Source organism: Paenibacillus sp. FSL R5-0475, from assembly GCF_038004585.1.
Lineage (GTDB): Bacteria > Bacillota > Bacilli > Paenibacillales > Paenibacillaceae > Paenibacillus_AQ.
The window spans coordinates 5,451,972-5,470,277 of record NZ_JBBORK010000001.1; the positions used below are offsets into that span (position 1 = coordinate 5,451,972).

The 18,306-nt window shown below is 44.5% G+C and carries 18 protein-coding genes; 1 reads left to right on the forward strand and 17 read right to left on the reverse strand.

The annotated features are described in order from the left end of the window. Window positions 1–19: 19 nt before the first annotated feature. The 3 genes from MKX41_RS24410 to MKX41_RS24420 all read right to left on the reverse strand — a co-directional run bounded on the left by MKX41_RS24410 (window position 20) and on the right by MKX41_RS24420 (window position 2,207). A complete protein-coding gene (locus tag MKX41_RS24410; RefSeq protein ID WP_042131698.1) occupies window positions 20–250 on the reverse strand; it encodes a cold-shock protein in 231 nt (76 codons plus the stop codon). 92 nt (window positions 251–342) lie between these two features. Continuing rightward, window positions 343–543, reverse strand: coding sequence for a cold-shock protein (locus tag MKX41_RS24415; RefSeq protein WP_019914582.1), 201 nt, complete (start codon window positions 541–543; stop codon window positions 343–345). A gap of 419 nt (window positions 544–962) precedes the next feature. Beyond that, complete coding sequence (locus MKX41_RS24420) at window positions 963–2,207, reverse strand: S1C family serine protease (RefSeq protein WP_042193026.1); 1,245 nt, start codon at window positions 2,205–2,207, stop codon at window positions 963–965. A gap of 374 nt (window positions 2,208–2,581) precedes the next feature. Here MKX41_RS24420 and MKX41_RS24425 point away from each other — a divergent pair, with 374 nt between their 5' ends. Beyond that, on the forward strand, window positions 2,582–2,791 hold the full coding sequence (locus MKX41_RS24425) for a hypothetical protein (RefSeq protein ID WP_340973543.1): 210 nt from the start codon (window positions 2,582–2,584) through the stop codon (window positions 2,789–2,791). Here the strand turns inward: MKX41_RS24425 and MKX41_RS24430 are convergent. The 14 genes from MKX41_RS24430 to MKX41_RS24495 all read right to left on the reverse strand — a co-directional run bounded on the left by MKX41_RS24430 (window position 2,757) and on the right by MKX41_RS24495 (window position 18,259). Next, entirely contained in the window at window positions 2,757–3,566 is an 810-nt protein-coding gene (locus MKX41_RS24430; protein ID WP_340973545.1) for an MBL fold metallo-hydrolase, read from the reverse strand. The genes MKX41_RS24425 and MKX41_RS24430 overlap by 35 nt on opposite strands. Before the next feature lie 14 nt (window positions 3,567–3,580). Continuing rightward, window positions 3,581–4,321 carry a two-component system regulatory protein YycI gene (yycI, locus tag MKX41_RS24435; protein WP_042193029.1) on the reverse strand — a complete coding sequence of 247 codons (741 nt, stop codon included), beginning with the start codon at window positions 4,319–4,321 and terminating at the stop codon, window positions 3,581–3,583. A gap of 38 nt (window positions 4,322–4,359) precedes the next feature. Continuing rightward, complete coding sequence (locus MKX41_RS24440) at window positions 4,360–5,652, reverse strand: YycH family regulatory protein (protein WP_042193030.1); 1,293 nt, start codon at window positions 5,650–5,652, stop codon at window positions 4,360–4,362. Beyond that, entirely contained in the window at window positions 5,649–7,478 is a 1,830-nt protein-coding gene (gene walK, locus MKX41_RS24445; RefSeq protein WP_042193031.1) for a cell wall metabolism sensor histidine kinase WalK, read from the reverse strand. Before walK ends, MKX41_RS24440 begins: the two co-directional genes overlap by 4 nt. Further along, window positions 7,478–8,209, reverse strand: a complete 732-nt coding sequence (gene yycF, locus MKX41_RS24450) for a response regulator YycF (protein ID WP_042193032.1) — start codon at window positions 8,207–8,209, stop codon at window positions 7,478–7,480. The genes walK and yycF overlap by 1 nt, the downstream gene beginning before the upstream one ends. A 189-nt stretch (window positions 8,210–8,398) precedes the next feature. Next, entirely contained in the window at window positions 8,399–9,943 is a 1,545-nt protein-coding gene (locus tag MKX41_RS24455; protein WP_340973549.1) for a M23 family metallopeptidase, read from the reverse strand. 309 nt (window positions 9,944–10,252) lie between these two features. After that, a complete protein-coding gene (locus MKX41_RS24460) occupies window positions 10,253–10,903 on the reverse strand; it encodes a hypothetical protein (protein WP_340973551.1) in 651 nt (216 codons plus the stop codon). 162 nt (window positions 10,904–11,065) lie between these two features. Continuing rightward, window positions 11,066–12,352, reverse strand: coding sequence for an adenylosuccinate synthase (locus MKX41_RS24465; RefSeq protein WP_076285057.1), 1,287 nt, complete (start codon window positions 12,350–12,352; stop codon window positions 11,066–11,068). Window positions 12,353–12,563: 211 nt separating this feature from the next. Next, on the reverse strand, window positions 12,564–13,931 hold the full coding sequence (gene dnaB, locus MKX41_RS24470) for a replicative DNA helicase (protein WP_042131710.1): 1,368 nt from the start codon (window positions 13,929–13,931) through the stop codon (window positions 12,564–12,566). A gap of 1 nt (window position 13,932) precedes the next feature. Further along, complete coding sequence (gene rplI / locus MKX41_RS24475) at window positions 13,933–14,379, reverse strand: 50S ribosomal protein L9 (protein ID WP_042193036.1); 447 nt, start codon at window positions 14,377–14,379, stop codon at window positions 13,933–13,935. Then, entirely contained in the window at window positions 14,376–16,382 is a 2,007-nt protein-coding gene (locus MKX41_RS24480; protein WP_340973556.1) for a DHH family phosphoesterase, read from the reverse strand. The genes rplI and MKX41_RS24480 overlap by 4 nt, the downstream gene beginning before the upstream one ends. 11 nt (window positions 16,383–16,393) lie before the next feature. Next, window positions 16,394–17,311: a DUF2232 domain-containing protein gene (locus MKX41_RS24485; RefSeq protein WP_042193038.1), complete on the reverse strand. Its 918-nt coding sequence runs from the start codon at window positions 17,309–17,311 to the stop codon at window positions 16,394–16,396. 6 nt (window positions 17,312–17,317) lie between these two features. Continuing rightward, window positions 17,318–17,620, reverse strand: coding sequence for a MazG-like family protein (locus MKX41_RS24490; protein ID WP_170880353.1), 303 nt, complete (start codon window positions 17,618–17,620; stop codon window positions 17,318–17,320). Between the two features lie 213 nt (window positions 17,621–17,833). Then, on the reverse strand, window positions 17,834–18,259 hold the full coding sequence (locus tag MKX41_RS24495; protein WP_042193039.1) for a CBS domain-containing protein: 426 nt from the start codon (window positions 18,257–18,259) through the stop codon (window positions 17,834–17,836). Between the last annotated feature and the right edge of the window lie 47 nt (window positions 18,260–18,306).

Here is an 18,306-nt window from a genome sequence, read left to right on the forward strand (position 1 = left end):
TGACTCATAAAGGCATTGGTTAGGTAATGGAAATACCCTTCTTCAGCGATTTGAGATCGCCATTCGAATTAAGCAATTGTGGTAGCATCTTCGTGCTGCGAACCATTGGAGAGTCACATAGACGGCAAGAAGGCGCATGTTCAAATGCGAAATTATCCCTCATCCATCCGTTGCATCCATCATTGGTACACGCCCAAATCGCGGTATTTTCTTCCGGTATTTCTTCCAAAGGTTTCTTCCGGTAGTTCATTGCCGTTCCTCCCATCCTGTAAGTCAATAGTGACTAACTAGATATAAAAAGACCGTCCCAACTTTCACAAGCTGGGACGGTTTCTTCTATTATTACAGTTTTACAACGTTTTCGGCTTGTGGTCCACGGTTGCCTTGAACAACGTTGAATTCAACGCGTTGGCCTTCGTCCAAAGTTTTGAAGCCGTCGCCAGTGATTGCGCTGAAGTGAACGAATACGTCGCTTCCGCCTTCAACTTCGATAAATCCGAATCCTTTTTCTGCGTTGAACCATTTAACTGTACCTGTTTGCATGTGTGTTACCTCCACAAATTTAAATTAATATGTTCTTTTTATCTTCAAACAAAGAAAAAATTCACACATTGAAAAAGGTTGTATTACCGAATATAACAGCCCTTTTCAATGCGAAAATTAGGGACTAAATGTATGATTGATATCATATTACCACACCTGATTAGCAAAGGCAAGCTGGCATCCGTATATATCCGTTTCTACCCTAATAAGTATTACCTTCCAATGTAAGGGTTGCCAGTCAGCCCAAAATTGATTAAATCAGCTTATAATTGCCATATTTATCAAAACTTTAGAAGAAATAGATCCCCGATAGCGATACAGAGTATCGCTATTTCAGGAAGCTCTACCTTCTCAACCGAAGGGGTAGTCCGCTCTACTTGTCATTACTGCTATATCATTATATGCCGACTTCCAGCATATTATTCCTCTGGTTTTTCAAGAAGTTTTACTGTAGTCTGATTGACTTTCCCATTTCGATAATAGGTAATCTTCAGATCCTCACCAATCTTCGTCTGATTATATAAATACTTGCGAAGGGAGAGCGTGGATGTAATCGGTTCATCATTAAATTTCGTAATTACATCATTGAACTGTATTCCCGCTTCTTGTGCAGGTCCAACAGCATCCAGAACGACAACCCCATCCTTAACATTGTTCGGTAGGTTCAGTTCCTTGCGTTGGTCCTCTGCGAGAGGAATGTAAGGATTGTTTAAATCTACCGAATATACGCCTAAGTAGGAACGGGCAATCCGCCCTTTCTCAGCCAGTTCATTAGCGGTATCTATCACATGGTTAGCTGGAATAGCAAAACCCAGCCCTTCTACACCTGCATCGGAGATTTTCATCGTGTTAATACCGATGACTTTACCATCCAGATCCACAAGCGCCCCGCCGCTATTGCCTTCATTAATTGCTGCATCGGTCTGAATGACCTCTTGCTCCCAATCATATACGCCGTCCTGATTCAAGGATACGGGAACCTTCCGTTCAGTATAGCTGACAATACCTGAAGTCAATGTGTCACCAAGTCCCAACGGGTTTCCGATGGCAATGACCGTTTCACCTAGACGAAGCTTCGAGGAATCCCCGAGCTCTGCGATTGTATTGATACCCTTGGCATCAATCGAAAGCACCGCGATGTCACTCACTTTATCCGTTCCAACAAGTGTAGCTTTACGTGTCTCGCCATCTACTGTTACGACTTCAAGATTGCTAGAGTCTTCGATGACATGGTTATTAGTAATGATAAATGCTTTATTATCTACCTTTTTATAAATCACTCCAGAGCCTAATGCTGACTCATCCAGAATGTTCAATTCTTTATTATCTTCTTTATGATTGATAATACTTACTACTGCAGGACGAACCGTAGCAGCGGCTTGAATGATACGGTCAAACGGATCTCTGCTTGGGGCAACCTCCCCAGTTGTTACTACCGACTTCGGGGCAGTTTCGTGACTCATTTGTCCAGTAAGCATACTGAATAAAAACACTGCCACCACAGCACTGATTAAGGAGCAGACGGCGGATATTTGCCAAGTGGATAAGCCCTTGCGCGATCTTCGCACAGAATGCTTGCGGTTAGCAAATGATCCCTTTGATGCTTCATCCCCTCTGGACCGTGATACTTTAGTTGAATAGAAATCGTCATCAAACAATCCCACCGAAAATCTCCCCCTTCTATTGCCAACCGTTCACAGTATCTAAAACCTGAACCTCTAGCAATCACGTTCCAAGCATATACCTCTGCATCCTTTAGACTCCAACAATCACTAAAAAGTTTCACTTTATCCATTAACCACACAATAGTTTCAGTTAATCGAAAGAATTTTAGAATCTTTCAATATATCTTCTCTACTAGGAATATTTTGCAACTTAAAAGACTACACTAATAGAAAGATTCCATAAATTTAGAGTTTGCTTATCACGTCTATAATTGTATCACAGGCAACCCTCAATTCGTGATTTTCCTGAGGTAAAAAGCCTGCGAATTTTTTACAACTCCAGTTCTGTTTTTACTATATAAGGAGGTATAATTATGAATTCTTTTTCCACAAGTATGGATCTGGTGGAGTTTATCGGTAAGCTTGGCGATTTGAAGGATGAACACTACCATATGACCCTTTCCTTCAGTGCTATGATCGAATTGATGATCGATAAAGGCCTGATCTCCCGCCAAGAATTAGAACGAAAGACTGCTGAGCTTGATCAGCTTATGACAACTGGCTCAACTTATCCCATGGCGTAGGTTGGTCATAATACGTATCGCAAAGCTTAAACTCACTATCTTTAAAGAAACAGCCCCGATCCTCCATTGCGCAACGTACCGACATTTTAGCCAAATCCATCATATTATGATCCCGGCTTAAATGCGCTAAATAGGTACGTTTAGTCCGTCCTGTGAGAATTTCACTTAGTGCTGCTCCGGCTGCTTCATTAGAAAGGTGACCCATGTCGCCAAGTATACGTCGTTTCGTATTCCACGGATAACGTCCCATCCTCAGCATTTCAATATCATGATTCGCCTCCAGCACTAATACGTCCGCCTCTGAAATCGCATCTCTTACCTTGTCGCTAACATACCCCAGATCTGTAGCTACACACAGTTTTTCTTTTCCATCATAAAAATTGTAACCCACCGGCTCCGCCGCATCATGAGAAATTGCAAACGATTCAACACGCAGACTACCAAAATCCCTATGATGTCCCGACTCCATAATGATTCGGTTATAGTCGGGTATTTTTCCAATGCCTTTTCCAATGGCTCCCCAGGTATTGGTGTTCGCATAAATCGGAAGATCGTATTTACGGGCCATTGCCCCGAGTCCTTTAATATGATCGGAATGCTCGTGTGTGACTAGAATCCCGTCTATATCATTACCCGTTAGCTCGCGCATGGCCAACAGCTCATCGATCCGCTTGGCACTTAGTCCCGCGTCAATCATAAGTGTTGTCTCCCCGTTCCGAACCACCGTTACATTTCCGGTAGAACCACTGGACAGTACTGTAAATGAAATCCCCATTTTCCTTACTCCTTCTAATCTGTTGTCTTCGGACTGATGATGTCCGCACTTATAGCATCCACATAATAGGCATTGCCGTTCTCCAGCATGAACCGCCACATTGGCGACGCTACCTGACTTTCGGAGTTGAACAACTCACCATAATAACCAAGCTCAATCTCCTTTACTACGGAGTCTGCCGGAAAATATTTTTCAATCAAACTGCTAAGCGCTTGCGATGCCGGCAGTACCTTCTGTTCCTTATCGCTACTGCTTGCCCCTATCTCAATCTTAGGTGAGCGGAAAGCTACAATCTTCTGATCACTATTAATCAACTCTAACCTAACTCGGAATAGCGACCACTGATTCTGAACTAGCGGGTGAAGCACGAACTTCCCAACTTCACTTTCTTGAGAATCAAAACGATAATTTGCGATATCCGGTATTTGACTCTCAAGCGCCTTGCTAAGGTCGGTGAAGGAAGAATAGATCAGTTTGCTGTCTATAGGAACATCTAATTTAATGGGTGGTTCATTCTGCTCTTCAGCAGAATATCGATAAGTTATATTAGGAAGCTGCGGGGTAGAAGCCGGAATGGGACACAACACTCGAATCCCTTTCTGCTCCATGACCGCCTGGGTTTCTTCGGACAGGGAAGTGAAATCGAGATTGGCACTAACCTGATCGCGCAAATCAATCCACAGCTGATAACATAGCAGCAGATTTAGACCTAAAAAGGCGCAAATTAGTACATTTTTGGCTCTTCCCCAATCCATACCCTTACCTCCTAAATGTTATATGAACAACTTGTACATTAATTTAATGTAAGAACGCTGCCGTCAATAAGCGTAACCTTCCAGACTGGAAGTAGTTGCAGCTTCTCTTCTTTCACTACAGGTACATACGCAGGCGTTAAATCCTTCACTGCCGAAGTTTTGCTAACCGCAGACAATTGATTCTCTAGCTCCACGCCTCCAGATAGCTCTACGATTTTCTTCTCTGCCTTACTCTCATCAATATAGATTAACGAGCGTTCATAAGAGGATACGGTGCCTTGCTGCAATTCCAGATTAATTACACCATACTGCAGCTGCGAGTTACTCATGATCGGATAGGAGCCATATGGATAGGAACCATAATATTGTTGAAAAGAGACCTTTCTCTCCTGTCTCCCCTCCTCGGTGGCTTCAAGACGATAGGTTCCATTCCATCCACCATGTTGGTTCACAAATTCTACAGCTTCAAGCGCATCCTTGGCAGGTGTACTGTCTCCGGCTGGAAGTGCGGCAGGATCGCTATAGCTCATCCAATTCCGTTCCTTATCGACCTGAAGACTCCGTTTGCTATCCGTATAAATCTCCGAGCCATTTTTCTCGCGAATATATCTAGTGCTTCCAACATCGAAGAAAAGATTGTTCTGCATTTGTTCTATGGTATACATGCCTGAAGGCATCTCAACCTGAACCAGAGAAATCTTGCTGTCTGGCACATAATAATCACCATCTACGGACTTGTAAGGCGTCCAGTTCTTGCCGAAATCCACATGCTGCTGCACGTCTTGCACAGTTAAATCCGCTTTTGCCGCTTCATATATAATGTCGCCTCTCGTACTGAAGAAAATGGCATGCGCTTTGGAGTCATTCTTAATGTTATAGATCCAAATGCGATCAATGCTTTCTCCTTCAAATAGGGAATCAGGTGACAGCTGCATAACCCGCTGAAGTAACGTTACCGGAATGCCGGATCCGAACGAAAGCTCAATCCCCGGATTCTCATTTCGAATCTTATCCCAATCATAATCCTGTACCGAGTGCCGCTGGAAGCTTTCAAATCCACGCCCTTTTAACCGATTCATAATCAAGCTATAGAACGTTGAGTCTGGATAAAAAAGCGTATGTTTGTTATCGCCCATATGGATGATCATTTTATCAGGGTACAGCAGGTTCTCAACCTTTTCCTCCGGTCCCATATTGTCTGTCTTCACATATAGATTCTCGGAGAGTACCGCTGAGTCTGCACCAGGCAAGCGATAAATCAAATAGTAACTCTCAACAAGACTTCCCAGCACGAGCAAGGCTAGAATCCATGACTTCAATCTCTCCTTCATGCCTCACTCCCCCTTTGCGCATTCAGAGGTAGTGTAAAGGTTACCTTAGAGCCTTCATTAAGCTCGGATTGCAGGGAAATAGAGCCTCCATGGGCTTTCACAATTTCCCGGGCAATGGAAAGGCCAAGTCCGGTGCCTCCCATATTCCGTGAACGCGCCTTATCCACCCGATAAAAACGTTCAAAGATCCGCTCGATGTCTTTCTTCGGAATACCAATCCCGGAATCCCGTACAGAAATGGAGAGCATTCCATCCTCACTTTTCAAGGCTTCCAATTCAATCGTACCGCCTTCTGGCGTATATTTTAATGCATTGGAGACCAAATTCCCCAAGACCTGATCGATTTGATCACGATCGAGCCATGCTGTGCTTACATCCCTACGGACCCTTGTACTAATGTCGATCCGCTTCTGCCGAATCTGAAAAGAAAAGCGGTCTGCTACATCCTCTAGCATTTCAGTAATATCCGTCTGCTGAATTCTGAGAAGTGCCTCCTTGGAATCCAGACGCGACAGATGCAGTAGATCCGTAACCAGACGAATCATACGCTCGGTTTCGTTACGAATAACCCCAACAAAACGAACCGCTAACTGCGGATCCTCAAGCGCTCCATCATCAAGTGCCTCCACATAGCTCTTAATCGTTGTAAGTGGTGTTCTTAGCTCATGCGAAACGTTCGCGACGAACTCTCGGCGTGATTCCTCCAGGTTCTCTTGCTCAGTTACATCTTGCAGCACGGCAATAGTACCGGCAATCCCACCTTCACGGCGATGAATCGGAGTAAACGTAACTCTCACGATATTAGAATCTTCTCCACCCATATGTGTCAGATGAAGCATTGCAGACTGGGCATTTCCTTTAGCCAAGGAACCACTCTGCTCATAATCAAGACCTAGCAATTTATCCAGTGGGGCACCTTCCGGCAACGGACCTTCTGTTCCCAGCATAAGTGCTGCTCGAAGGTTCATAAGAATGACTACACCATTCTCATCCGTGGCTACCACACCGTCACTCATATTCGTCAGAATAGAGGTAAGCTTCTCTTTCTCTTCCTCATTCTGAGAGAGCGCCTCACGCAATCTGCCGGTCATATAATTGAATGCCTGACTGAGTTGTCCAATTTCATCGTTGCCGAGCACGGGCATTTTTCGATTGAACCGACCCTCAGCAACAGCTGTTGCATGCCTAGTCATTTCTTTAATCGGCTGCGTAATGGTGTGTGCAAGAATAACACATAGGACAACTGTCAGTCCCAAGGCTAACAGCAAACCAGAGATGAATACACTGTTGATCCTGCCCATGGTCGCATATAAATCTTTCATGTCAGCAGCAATATAGATTGCACCTACTACCTTGTCACCGGAAAGTACCGGCTTGGCCACAACCTTTTTTCGCACATTATCATCAGCAATAATATATTCTTCATTATCGCTGATCCCCTGCAAGGCGCGATTGACTACGGTCTGAGTGTTGCGCTGTCCGACATAGTCATTCTGAGAGGGCACGGAGGTGGTGATGATTTTGCCGCTGGCATCAAGCACCTGAATCTCGGCCCCGTTAATGTAAAGATTATTAACCATACCACGCAGACTTTCTACAGCCGTTTCCTCGTCAACGGTACCAGCCTCACTACCGAATTTATCAGCAGTCAGGATGGACAGCATCTCCGCACGTGCTTTAAGATCCTTCGTGAAGTTATCCGTTAACGAGTTCTTCATCGAGCTGACAAAATAGACTCCAATTAACTGCATAGCTATCAGAATCAGCAGCACATAAATAATAATAAGCTTGGCCTGAATTGTCCGGAAAAAGGACCACCACTTCATCACAGTCCTCCGCTTTTAGGGCTATGCATCAAATAGCCAAGTCCGCGCCGAGTATAAATATATTCCGGCTTGCTGGGATTCTCCTCAATTTTCTCTCTTAGACGACGGATCGTCACGTCTACGGTCCGCACATCGCCGAAATACTCGAATCCCCACACAGCCTGCAGTAAATGCTCCCGGGTCATCACCTTACCCGCATGTTTAATCATATAGTAGAGCAGCTCATATTCACGATGGGTCAAATCAAGCGGCTCCCCACCCTTATAAACCAGATACATATCTGTATCAATAAATAGATCAAAATGGTATATACCCTGTCTGGTCTCTGCAGGTTCATTCGCCATTCCCGGCGGTGACGGTTTGTGCTGTCTCCGCATTTGGGCCTTCACTCTGGCGAGTAGCTCACGTGTACTAAAAGGTTTGGTCACATAGTCATCCGCACCAAGCTCTAGACCAAGCACCTTATCAATCTCTCCGTCTTTGGCAGTAAGCATAATGATAGGAATGTCCAAATGTGCAGAACGAACCTCACGACAAACATCCATCCCGTCCTTACCAGGCAGCATAAGATCAAGCAGCATAAGATCAGGCTTTTTGGACAATGCCAATTCTACTGCACTGTTACCATCAAAAGCACAAATAACCTCGTAGCCTTCTTTTTCTAGATTAAACTTCAATATATCAGCAATAGGCTGTTCATCGTCTACTACCAGAATCGTTCCCATCTGCATGTCTCAGCTTCACCTTCCTATCCCTACTTAAAGATCATTCCTTTATTTTAACATACCTGTCTTACCGTCACATCCTACGAAATAAGGAATCGGCTCCCCCAGCAAAAAGAAACAGCTATATCGTCATTCCTATATTAAAAAAAATAAAACCGCTCGAGTTTAATCGAGCAGTTGAGGTTAAAGTATGAATTATCGCAAATACTTCATTGGATTTACCGCAGTGCCATTCTTCCGAATCTCAAAATGCAGATGTGTTCCCGTCGAGCGTCCAGTATTGCCCATTACGCCAATTTTGGCGCCTTGTTCCAAACGCTGCCCCGTAGAAACGGAGATGCTGTTTAAGTGGCCATAATAGGTTTCGTATCCGTTACGGTGATCCACGATAACCACATTTCCATATCCACTCTTCACACCAGCAAAGATTACAGTTCCGGCATCAGAGGCTTTAATGCTCCGGTTGCCAGATACCATATCTAGACCCTTATGGGCACGGCTCCAGCGCTCACCGAAACTACTAGTAAGGGTTGCTCCGCTTACTGGCCAACTGAACATGCCTGTTCCTTCACCAACTACCTTCGTACCCCGATAAACCACTTCAGGGAGAGAAGATTTAATAACGGTCTGACCCAACCACTCTTCTTGTACGACCATTCCGTTTTTCTTTGTTAACCGATACTGCATTTCTTTAAGGCCCGTTTGTCCTGGACGAACGACCTTACTTTTGCCTGCTGGTAACTGGTCGCTTTTCCGCACGATCACTTCAGGCTCAGTAACCACCTGCTCTGACACTTGCTCTACAGTAACAACTGTAACATCTGGCTGTGGTACCTTCAGCTTCAGTGTATCTCCAATCTTCAACGTTAGCTCTTTCACATCCGGGTTGTTACTATAGATCTCTTTTTGTGTAATTTCAAACCGTTTGGCAATCCCAGAAATCGTATCGCCCTCTTGAACGGTATAAAGAAGTGGTGCTTCTTTACCCTCGGTAAGAGTTTTGACCGCTTCCTTCACATCCAACACTTTGTTAGGATCTGTCTTCACTGGAACAATAGCAACTTCTTCACTAATTTTGACTGACTCGACTTGGTTAGGAGCTTTTGCTTTCGCAGCACTTGAACTTGAGGCTGCTGTTCTTGTGAGCTTACTAGCCGTTGCTACTTTAGTTTGCGGAACATAATGATTCTTTACCCCTTCAAGCACCGCATTTGCGGTCTCTTGATCCTTAACAATGCCAACGGCTTTGCCATCTACCATTAATTGTACGCCTACAGCATAGGCCTTCAGCATACCATCTAATTTACTAAGCGTTGCTTCACTATCAACTTCCGGCTTGTACGCTTTCTCCTGTTTAATTGTAATGCCTTCTGTCTGAAGCACCATCGTTGAATCTGGATACTTGTCCTGATATTCCTGTTGCTTCTTATCATAAAGCTGATTAAGCTGTGCCTGATCGTTAAGCTTCCCGATCTCCTTACCCTTCACCAACACTTGATAGAAGGTTTCAGTATTGGCTGCTACATACTTTTTCTCTGCACCAATCAACACAGTGGTTAGAAGTACTAGACCAACAGCTCCCAAAATCCAAGAGCGCCGGAATCTACGAGTTCCTTTTTCTTGATGAAAGTGTGTGGAGTCGTGATCGAAATTGTGGCTCTGCTGAACATCTGCTCCGGATTCTGCTGTGTCACTATTCCGCAGTTTCCCCATCCGGCGCATGAACTTAAATCCCTTCATGAAACTCTCCCTTTCAGTCCGCTCTGTCATCTGATATGAACGGCCAAGCTAGTTGTACGATCTCGAGTATATAGATTACGACCATGAATATTTCCACTTATCCTAGTTCTAATTTCCTGCTTCTAATGGACCCTCAAAAAGGTTACAATTGGTTACAAAAAATTAACCCTTTGAACATCCTTGTCTAATGTACCATAGCTGAGCGAAAAATTTCAACTTTGTACACATAAAAAAACCCACGAAATACGCGGGTTTTTTGCGCAAATATGAAAATTTAGCCTTTTTCTTGTGTCTAGAAATTGACAATTACTATGGCTGCTGTAGAGTTTCTGTAGTTGGTGTAAGCATTTTCATTATACTCTCGTATTCATCGGGATCAACATATTTGGCAATGACTTGTTGCAGCCCCTTAACCTCATCCTCCGTTAGACCATCCTCCATCGCCGTGGAGATTTTCTGCATCTCATCCTGCGGTAGTTTGGACATCAAGATATTGAATATATTTACCTTCTCCGCCGAAGGGAGATTATCTTTTAAGTCACCTATTGCCTCAGGTGTCATTACCAATTTTTGGTCCTCTGAAATTCCACTCTGGCTTTCGTTAGTAGAAGACTCATTTGAGGCTTGGCCCATAACCGGTAAAGCATCCTCGGGTGCTTTTTCCTCCACCGGCTCCCCTTTTTCAGGTGTATCCTTACTGTTATCTTTATCCTTGTTTACCGCGCTGCCTGTTGTCGTCGCTTCTTTATTCGCTTTATTGGAGTCCGATTGGCTATCCATGCCAATAATGCTCTTGACCATCCCACCTAAACCTGGGCCTGGACTATCCACTTTAATATCGAAGCTCGCCAGAACCGACTGAATATAAGCATTTACAACCACGCCCGTAGTTAGAATTGAAAGTGTACTTGCGAGTACTACAATTAGACATACTCCCAGTGCACGCTTCACGATCTTCATTTCTTCTCTCCTCTCACCTATGTTCAAGTCTATCTGGTATATTTTTTCCATGTTTTTCTATACTCCCAGTATTGACTAGAACCGGCTTCGGGAAACATACGCATAAAAGTAAACATAAAAAAGAGACCTCTCGCGAGGTCCCTTATAAATGACTAAATTTATTTAGATATAAATTGGCATTACTTGATTCGTCTGCTCACGGTTACGGCCTACTGAGAAGATGGCGATCGGAATCCCTGTAAGCTCAGATACACGTTCAACATATCTGCGTGTATTTGCTGGCAGATCATCCAATGTTTTTGCAGAAGTAATATCTTCGCTCCAACCTGGAAGCTCCTCATATACCGCTTCACACTCTGCAAGCATCTTAAGGCTAGCTGGGTAATGCGTGATTATTTCACCACGGTATTTGTAGCCTGTGCAGATCTTCACAGTCTCAAGTCCACTCAGCACATCCAGCGAGTTAAGAGACAAGCCTGTGATTCCACTTACACGACGAGCGTGACTTACAACAACACTGTCAAACCAGCCTACACGGCGAGCACGTCCTGTAACTGTTCCATATTCATGACCTGTTTCACGGATATAATCACCAGTTGCATCGTTCAGTTCTGTAGGGAACGGGCCATCTCCAACACGAGTAGTGTAGGCTTTAGCAACCCCGATAACCTGTTTAATCTTAGAAGGTCCAACACCAGATCCTATACATACGCCACCTGCAGAAGGGTTAGAAGAAGTAACAAACGGATACGTACCTTGATCGATATCAAGCATTACCCCTTGTGCGCCTTCAAACAATACTTTGCGGTCTGCATCAATAGCTTCATTAAGAATGACCGACGTATCTGTCACATAATTACGTAGCACTTCCGCATATTCCAGGTACTGAGTCAGAATCTCTTCAACATCAAGAGCTTCCGCGCCATATACTTGAGTAATCACTTGGTTCTTCTCTTCCATCAAGTGACGAAGTCTCAATTCGAATTCCTCAGCGTCCATCAGGTCAGCAATACGGATACCGTTACGTGCAGCCTTATCCATGTAACATGGACCGATGCCTTTGCGTGTTGTACCAATCTTGTTCGGACCCTTGCGGTCTTCTTCCAGAGCATCCAGTACCATGTGATAAGGCATAATAACATGAGCCCGGTCGCTGATCACTAAGTTTTTAGTGTCAAAGCCGTTCTCGTGAATATAATTAATTTCTTGGATCAAGGCAGCTGGATTAATAACCATCCCGTTACCAATTACACAAGTCTTTTCTTTATAAAATACACCAGAAGGGATTAAGCTGAGCTTAAACTTCTCACCGTCAATCAGAATCGTGTGACCGGCATTATTGCCCCCTTGATAACGGGCAACCACATCTGCACTTTCCGCTAGAAAGTCAGTGATTTTCCCTTTACCTTCGTCTCCCCATTGTGTTCCCACGACGACTACCGTTGACATGTTCATTCCTCCGTAGGTGCTAGCAAGCACCATTATTTTTCATAATATGGGCCCCCTGTACGTCATTCTTATGTACGTAGCCCTCCGGACTCCAAGCGGATTTACCCACTAAAGGACAATACTCAGTGTAACAGCCGTTTTTTTCAAAGTCAAATAAAACGAACGATTACACAAAGAAATGTGCAATCGTTCGGATATCATACATGACAGGTTACCCAGCAAATGGTTCTGCATGTGCTCGCTCGTAGTTAACGAACTTGTTGAAGTTTTTGAGGAAGACAAGCTCTACTGTCCCAACGGGACCATTACGCTGTTTAGCTATAATAATTTCAATAATATTTTTCTTCTCAGTGTCCTGATTGTAATAGTCGTCACGATACAAGAACGCAACAATGTCGGCATCCTGCTCGATAGAACCGGATTCACGCAAGTCACTCATCATCGGTCGTTTATCCTGACGTTGTTCCACACCCCGGCTAAGCTGCGACAGGGCGATAACCGGCACGTCCAATTCACGAGCGATCTGCTTCAATGTACGGGATATATCCGATACTTCCTGTTGACGGTTTTCCCCGCCTTTACCGCGGCCCTGAATGAGCTGCAAGTAGTCAATGACGATCATCCCCAGGCCCTTTTCCTTCTTGAGCCTCCGGCATTTCGCACGAATATCCGTTACAGTAATCCCTGCTGTATCATCGATATAAATCTCCGCCTCCGACAGGGACTGAATGCCCATAGTCAGCTTCGACCAATCATCATCACTCTTGAAGTCACCGGTACGCATAGTATTCGCATCCAGATTAGCTTCGGCACAAATCATCCGCTGTACTAGCTGCGGCGCAGACATTTCCAGACTAAATATGGCAACCGTCTCTTTGGCACGTACGGCCACATTCTGAGCAATATTTAGCGCGAATGCTGTCTTACCTACAGAAGGACGGGCTGCAACAATAATCAAATCATTGCGCTGGAATCCATTAGTCATATGGTCTAAATCCACAAATCCCGTTGGAATACCTGACATGCCGCCCTTATCTTTATTCTGATGGAGGAGTTCAACCTTATCAAATACTTCCATCAAAACATCGCGGATTGCGATAAATCCACTGCCGCTGCGCCGGTTAGAGATTTCAAGAATTCGCCGTTCTGCATCACTCAGCATATCGGCTACATCTTCGCCGCCGGTGTAACCCTCGCTTACGATTTGCGTCGCTGTACGAATCAAACGCCGTAACATAGCCTTTTCTTCAATAATCTGCGCGTAGTATTCTACGTTAGCCGCAGTAGGCACAGCATGCGCCAGCTTAGCTAGGTAGCTAACACCACCAATATCTTCGAGCTCTCCCTTGTCCTGCAGTCTAGAAGTAAGCGTAACAAGATCAATCGGCTGGCTCTCTTCTCCGAGCTGCACCATCGCCTCAAAAATCATTTGATGCGCTTTATCGTAGAAGTCTTCGGTATTCACCCGTTCCATTGCAGTAATGAGCGCTTCATCCTGCAACAGAACAGCACCAATTACCGCTTGCTCCGCCTCAAGATTCTGCGGGGGAACCCGATCGAAAAAGAGATCTCCACCCATGTTACTCCTCCGTTACCTGAACCTTAAGGGTAGCCTTTACTTCAGTGTGTAGTTTTATACTTACTTGAAACACTCCCAAATGACGAATCGGCTCTCCTAGCTCAATCTTGCGCTTATCGATGGAAATGCTTTGAGTGGAAGCTAGCGTTTCAGCAATTTGTTTGCTCGTGATTGCGCCGAATAGACGGCCGCCTTCACCTGCTTTTGCTTTCATAGTAAGAGTAAGCTCATCTATCTTCTTGCCCAGTTGCTGAGCTTCTTCTTTTTCGTTATCTTTACGGCGTTGTTCAGCAGCTGCTTGATTCTCAAGCGTCTTCACATTGCCTTCCGTTGCCGGACGAACTAATCCACGTGGTAATAGGAAGTTCGAAGCATAACCTTCGGATACCTCTTTAACCTGACCTTTTTTACCTTGACCCTTAACATCTTTTATGAAAATGACCTTCATTCGAATAAACCCTCTTTCGATTCGATTTCAGCCAGCACTTGCAGCAGTCTGGCTTCTGCTTCTTTACATGTTCCTTCTAGCTGTACCGCGGCGTTCGATAGATGCCCACCGCCACCCATTTTTTCCATCACGACCTGTACATTCATACGCCCAAGTGATCGAGCACTAATGCTTATCAGGCCGTCTGGTCGCTCACTAATGACAAATGAAGCGACTACGTTCGTCATCCCAAGTAATGTATCCGCAGTCTGAGCGATAAGTAGCTGTGGAATCTTCATACCTGGTGCCGTAACGACCAATGCGATTTGATCATAAATCATACGCGCATGTTTGATAATTTCGGCTTTTGAAATATACTCCTGTAAATCCTCCTTCAGCATACGCTGAATAAGAACGGTATCCGCACCATTTCGGCGCAGAAACCCTGCAGCTTCAAATGTACGTGAGCCTGTATGCAGTGCAAAGTGCTTCGTATCTACAGTAATTCCCGCTAAGAGCATTGTAGCATCCAATGGACTAATCTTTACCTTCTCATGGATATATTGAAGCAACTCTGTCACCAGCTCACAGGTTGATGAAGCATAAGGCTCTAAATAGACAAGTACAGCATCGTTGATGAACTCTTCGCCTCTACGGTGATGATCCACCACCACAATTCTACTCGCATATTGCACAAGCCGCGGTTCCATTGTCATAGATGCCTTATGGGTATCTACAACAATAAGCAGTGTATGCTCCGTCATCACTTGTAAAGACTGCTCCGTTGTGATGAACGACTTAAACAATTCATCATCTTTCCGAATCTGCTCCATCATGTTCGTTATGGAAGGATTAGGAGTCTCCATCACAATGCTAGCCTCTACATTATACATCTGTGCGGCTCTCAGAAGGCCAATCGCAGCACCAACAGCATCGATATCTGGTGTGCGGTGGCCGAGGATCAGCACACGGTCGCTCTCCTGCATTAAATCACGCAGCGCATGCGCAATGACTCGTGCCCGCACTCGTGTACGCTTCTCCGCAGCATTACTCTTTCCACCGTAGAAAGACAACCTCTGACCTGCTTTTACAGCAGCCTGATCTCCACCTCGGCCGAGCGCCATATCCAAACTGGATTGTGCTAAGGCACCTAGCTCGCTTGCAGAGTCCGCTCCAAATGCCATACCAATACTCAGTGTCATGGGTACTTTAAGGTCGGCCGTCATTTCCCTAATCTCATCGAGAATAACGAATCGACTTTCTTCCAGTGCTTGCAGACTACGATGATTAAGTAGCATTAGATAACGCTCAGACGACAGACGACGCAGATAAACATCAAACTGTTTACTCCATTCGGTGATCTCACTCGCTACCTTAGCGATCAGAGAAGTACGCTGTTGATCATCCATTCCTTGAGCAGATTCATCTAGATTATCCATCATCACTATGCCAATCGCCAGCTTCTCATCCTCATAACGCTCACGTAGCACCACAAGCTCAGTGATATCATACATGTAAAGAATACGTTCACTTGGAATAATGACAGCTTGATAAAATCGTTCATCCACAGTGAGCTCAATGCGAGTGTCATGCAATACGCCATCTTTGTGAACATCCCGTTTTCCCGATACATTCGTCGTAAAAAAAGACTGCATATCCGGCAGCAATTCCAGTAGCGGTTCCCCAACTAAAGACTTGCGCGCAAAAATATCACCAGCATAGCGGTTATTCCATTCTACTGTTCGATCTTCGCTAAACAGAATGATTCCGAGGGGCAGCATACTCACTGCTTCTCCCTCCACTCGCTTAATACGAAAAGTTAATCCGTTAATATATTCCACCAGATTACGGCGGAACGAAATTTCCGTCTTCAGCATATAGAAGCATAATGTACCTGCCAGAAACAGGCTAACGACCCCAAGAGCCCAGTTATAAATACTAACAATTATAATAAGGGCCAACAGCAGCATGAACGCCCATACGGTATGATAGCCGTGCCAGCGTCTTTGCAGAAATTTAGGCATGAACTCTCACCCTATCGTTTCGATTTCGTCACATACTCCCGCAGTGGGAAAGCAAGATCAATAATACCGATAATGCGTAGCGGCGGCAGCAAAATGACCGGTATTGCTAGCAGAATGGCAACCATCTTGTTCCATTTGCGTTCATGCGCCAGGAAGAAGAAAAATCCAATCGCCTGAATCATAAAGCCAATTCGTAGCAACGGCAGTAGATTGGCAGAAATCATGAGGATGTAATTATTCTCTGATCCTGAGAAGAAGAGCTGAAGAACCACACCAATCAAATAATACCAAATAAACGATCTCGAAAGTCTCCATTCACGAGCAGGCTTCATCTTAGGCACTGCATAATTCATACTGTTCAGAATCGGACGAACAATAGAATGCGTAATGACAGCTATCATAAAAGAGCTTACGATTAGAGTCATTGGGATCATTTGAACCGTCATATGACTTAGCTTGTTTACATCCTCAGTCGTAAAGCCAAGATCAGTAAACAGTGGATTAGCAGTACCAAGATCAGACAGAGGCGAGTTAACCATCTGCAGCACATCGTTCACATAGTTAGACAAATCAAAGTTAAATAACGCCGTACCGAGTAATAAAAGTAACAGGAATTCTCCAAGAATCGTAACCGTACCTGCAATCACGGTAGATACTGCTGAAGCATGTCTTTTATACCAACGTCCCATTACCAGAGCAGGTATTAAGAAATACGCCGCGATCAGCACATAAATAGGTGTAATCAGACCAACAATCAGCAACACCGGCAATACGTGTATAACGAATTGTTTGGTGTTCAGCGTAGTGAATAACACTACTGCCGGAACAATCATAAATAGGGTAGTGATGATGAGCAGTGGAGTCGTTAAACTAAGCAGCAAAAGTAAATATACTACGCTCCAAGCCACAGATGACCAGCGAAATTTCAACAGTATTCACCTCTTACGCATATGTTCTTCTAAAGCAGATATATCTTGATACCATTCTTCCAGTTGATGCCCTTCCTGCTTATGCTTTCTGAGCTTCTCGAGTAGCAAGTCATCTAATTGACGATAGGGAATCCCTAGTCTGCGGCCCAAAATATAAGAGCTCATAATCAAACTAGCCAGGCTGTCGCCCACACGGGTAGTACTGCCTTCCCATAACGCTTTAAATAACCGTGAAACTTGGTCAATCACTTCTGTTTTTAACCATTCAATTACCTTGGCGCGTTTAGCGACATCCAGATCCTTCGGCACATTGGACACGTCTCTCTACCTCCGGCAAAAAGCTTTATTCTCCATTATAGCATAAAAAATTCCGTGTCACACAAGGGCGCCCCACGCACCTTAAGTATGCTTCAACAAGGGATGAACTAGTACTTCTTACATTTTTAAAAAAGACCTGCTTTCCGTTATCGCCGGAAATACAGGCCTTGTTCCGATTGCTTCTATTACCGCGAATAAATTGGGCTATAATGACTCTTGAGATTGTTTTGATACAAATTTCTCACAATATTCTATGACTTGACTCCGGCGAACGATGCCAATAAACCGGTTCATATCATCGACTACAGGAACAAAGTTCTGTACCTTAGCCAAATTAATCAGATCTTCCATATCCGCATCAATCGAGACAGGTCTGTTATTCATCCTCAACGGCAAATCTTTAAGCAAGAATTTTGAAGCGTTCTCGAAAGTAACCTTGCCCTCGGATTCCTTCATATACCAGAGCAGATCACCCTCTGTAACCGTACCAGCGTATTCTCCATTTCGGTTCAGAATAGGGACAGCAGTATAACGGTGATACTCCATCCTCTCCAACGTTTGGCGTAGCGTTGAATCGATCGTTACGCAAGCGACTTCCTGTTTCGGAAGTAAAAAAAATGCAATATTCATCTCTTGATCCTCCTCAAAGAGTTCCGAAGGAATTACGGTTCTTTAAC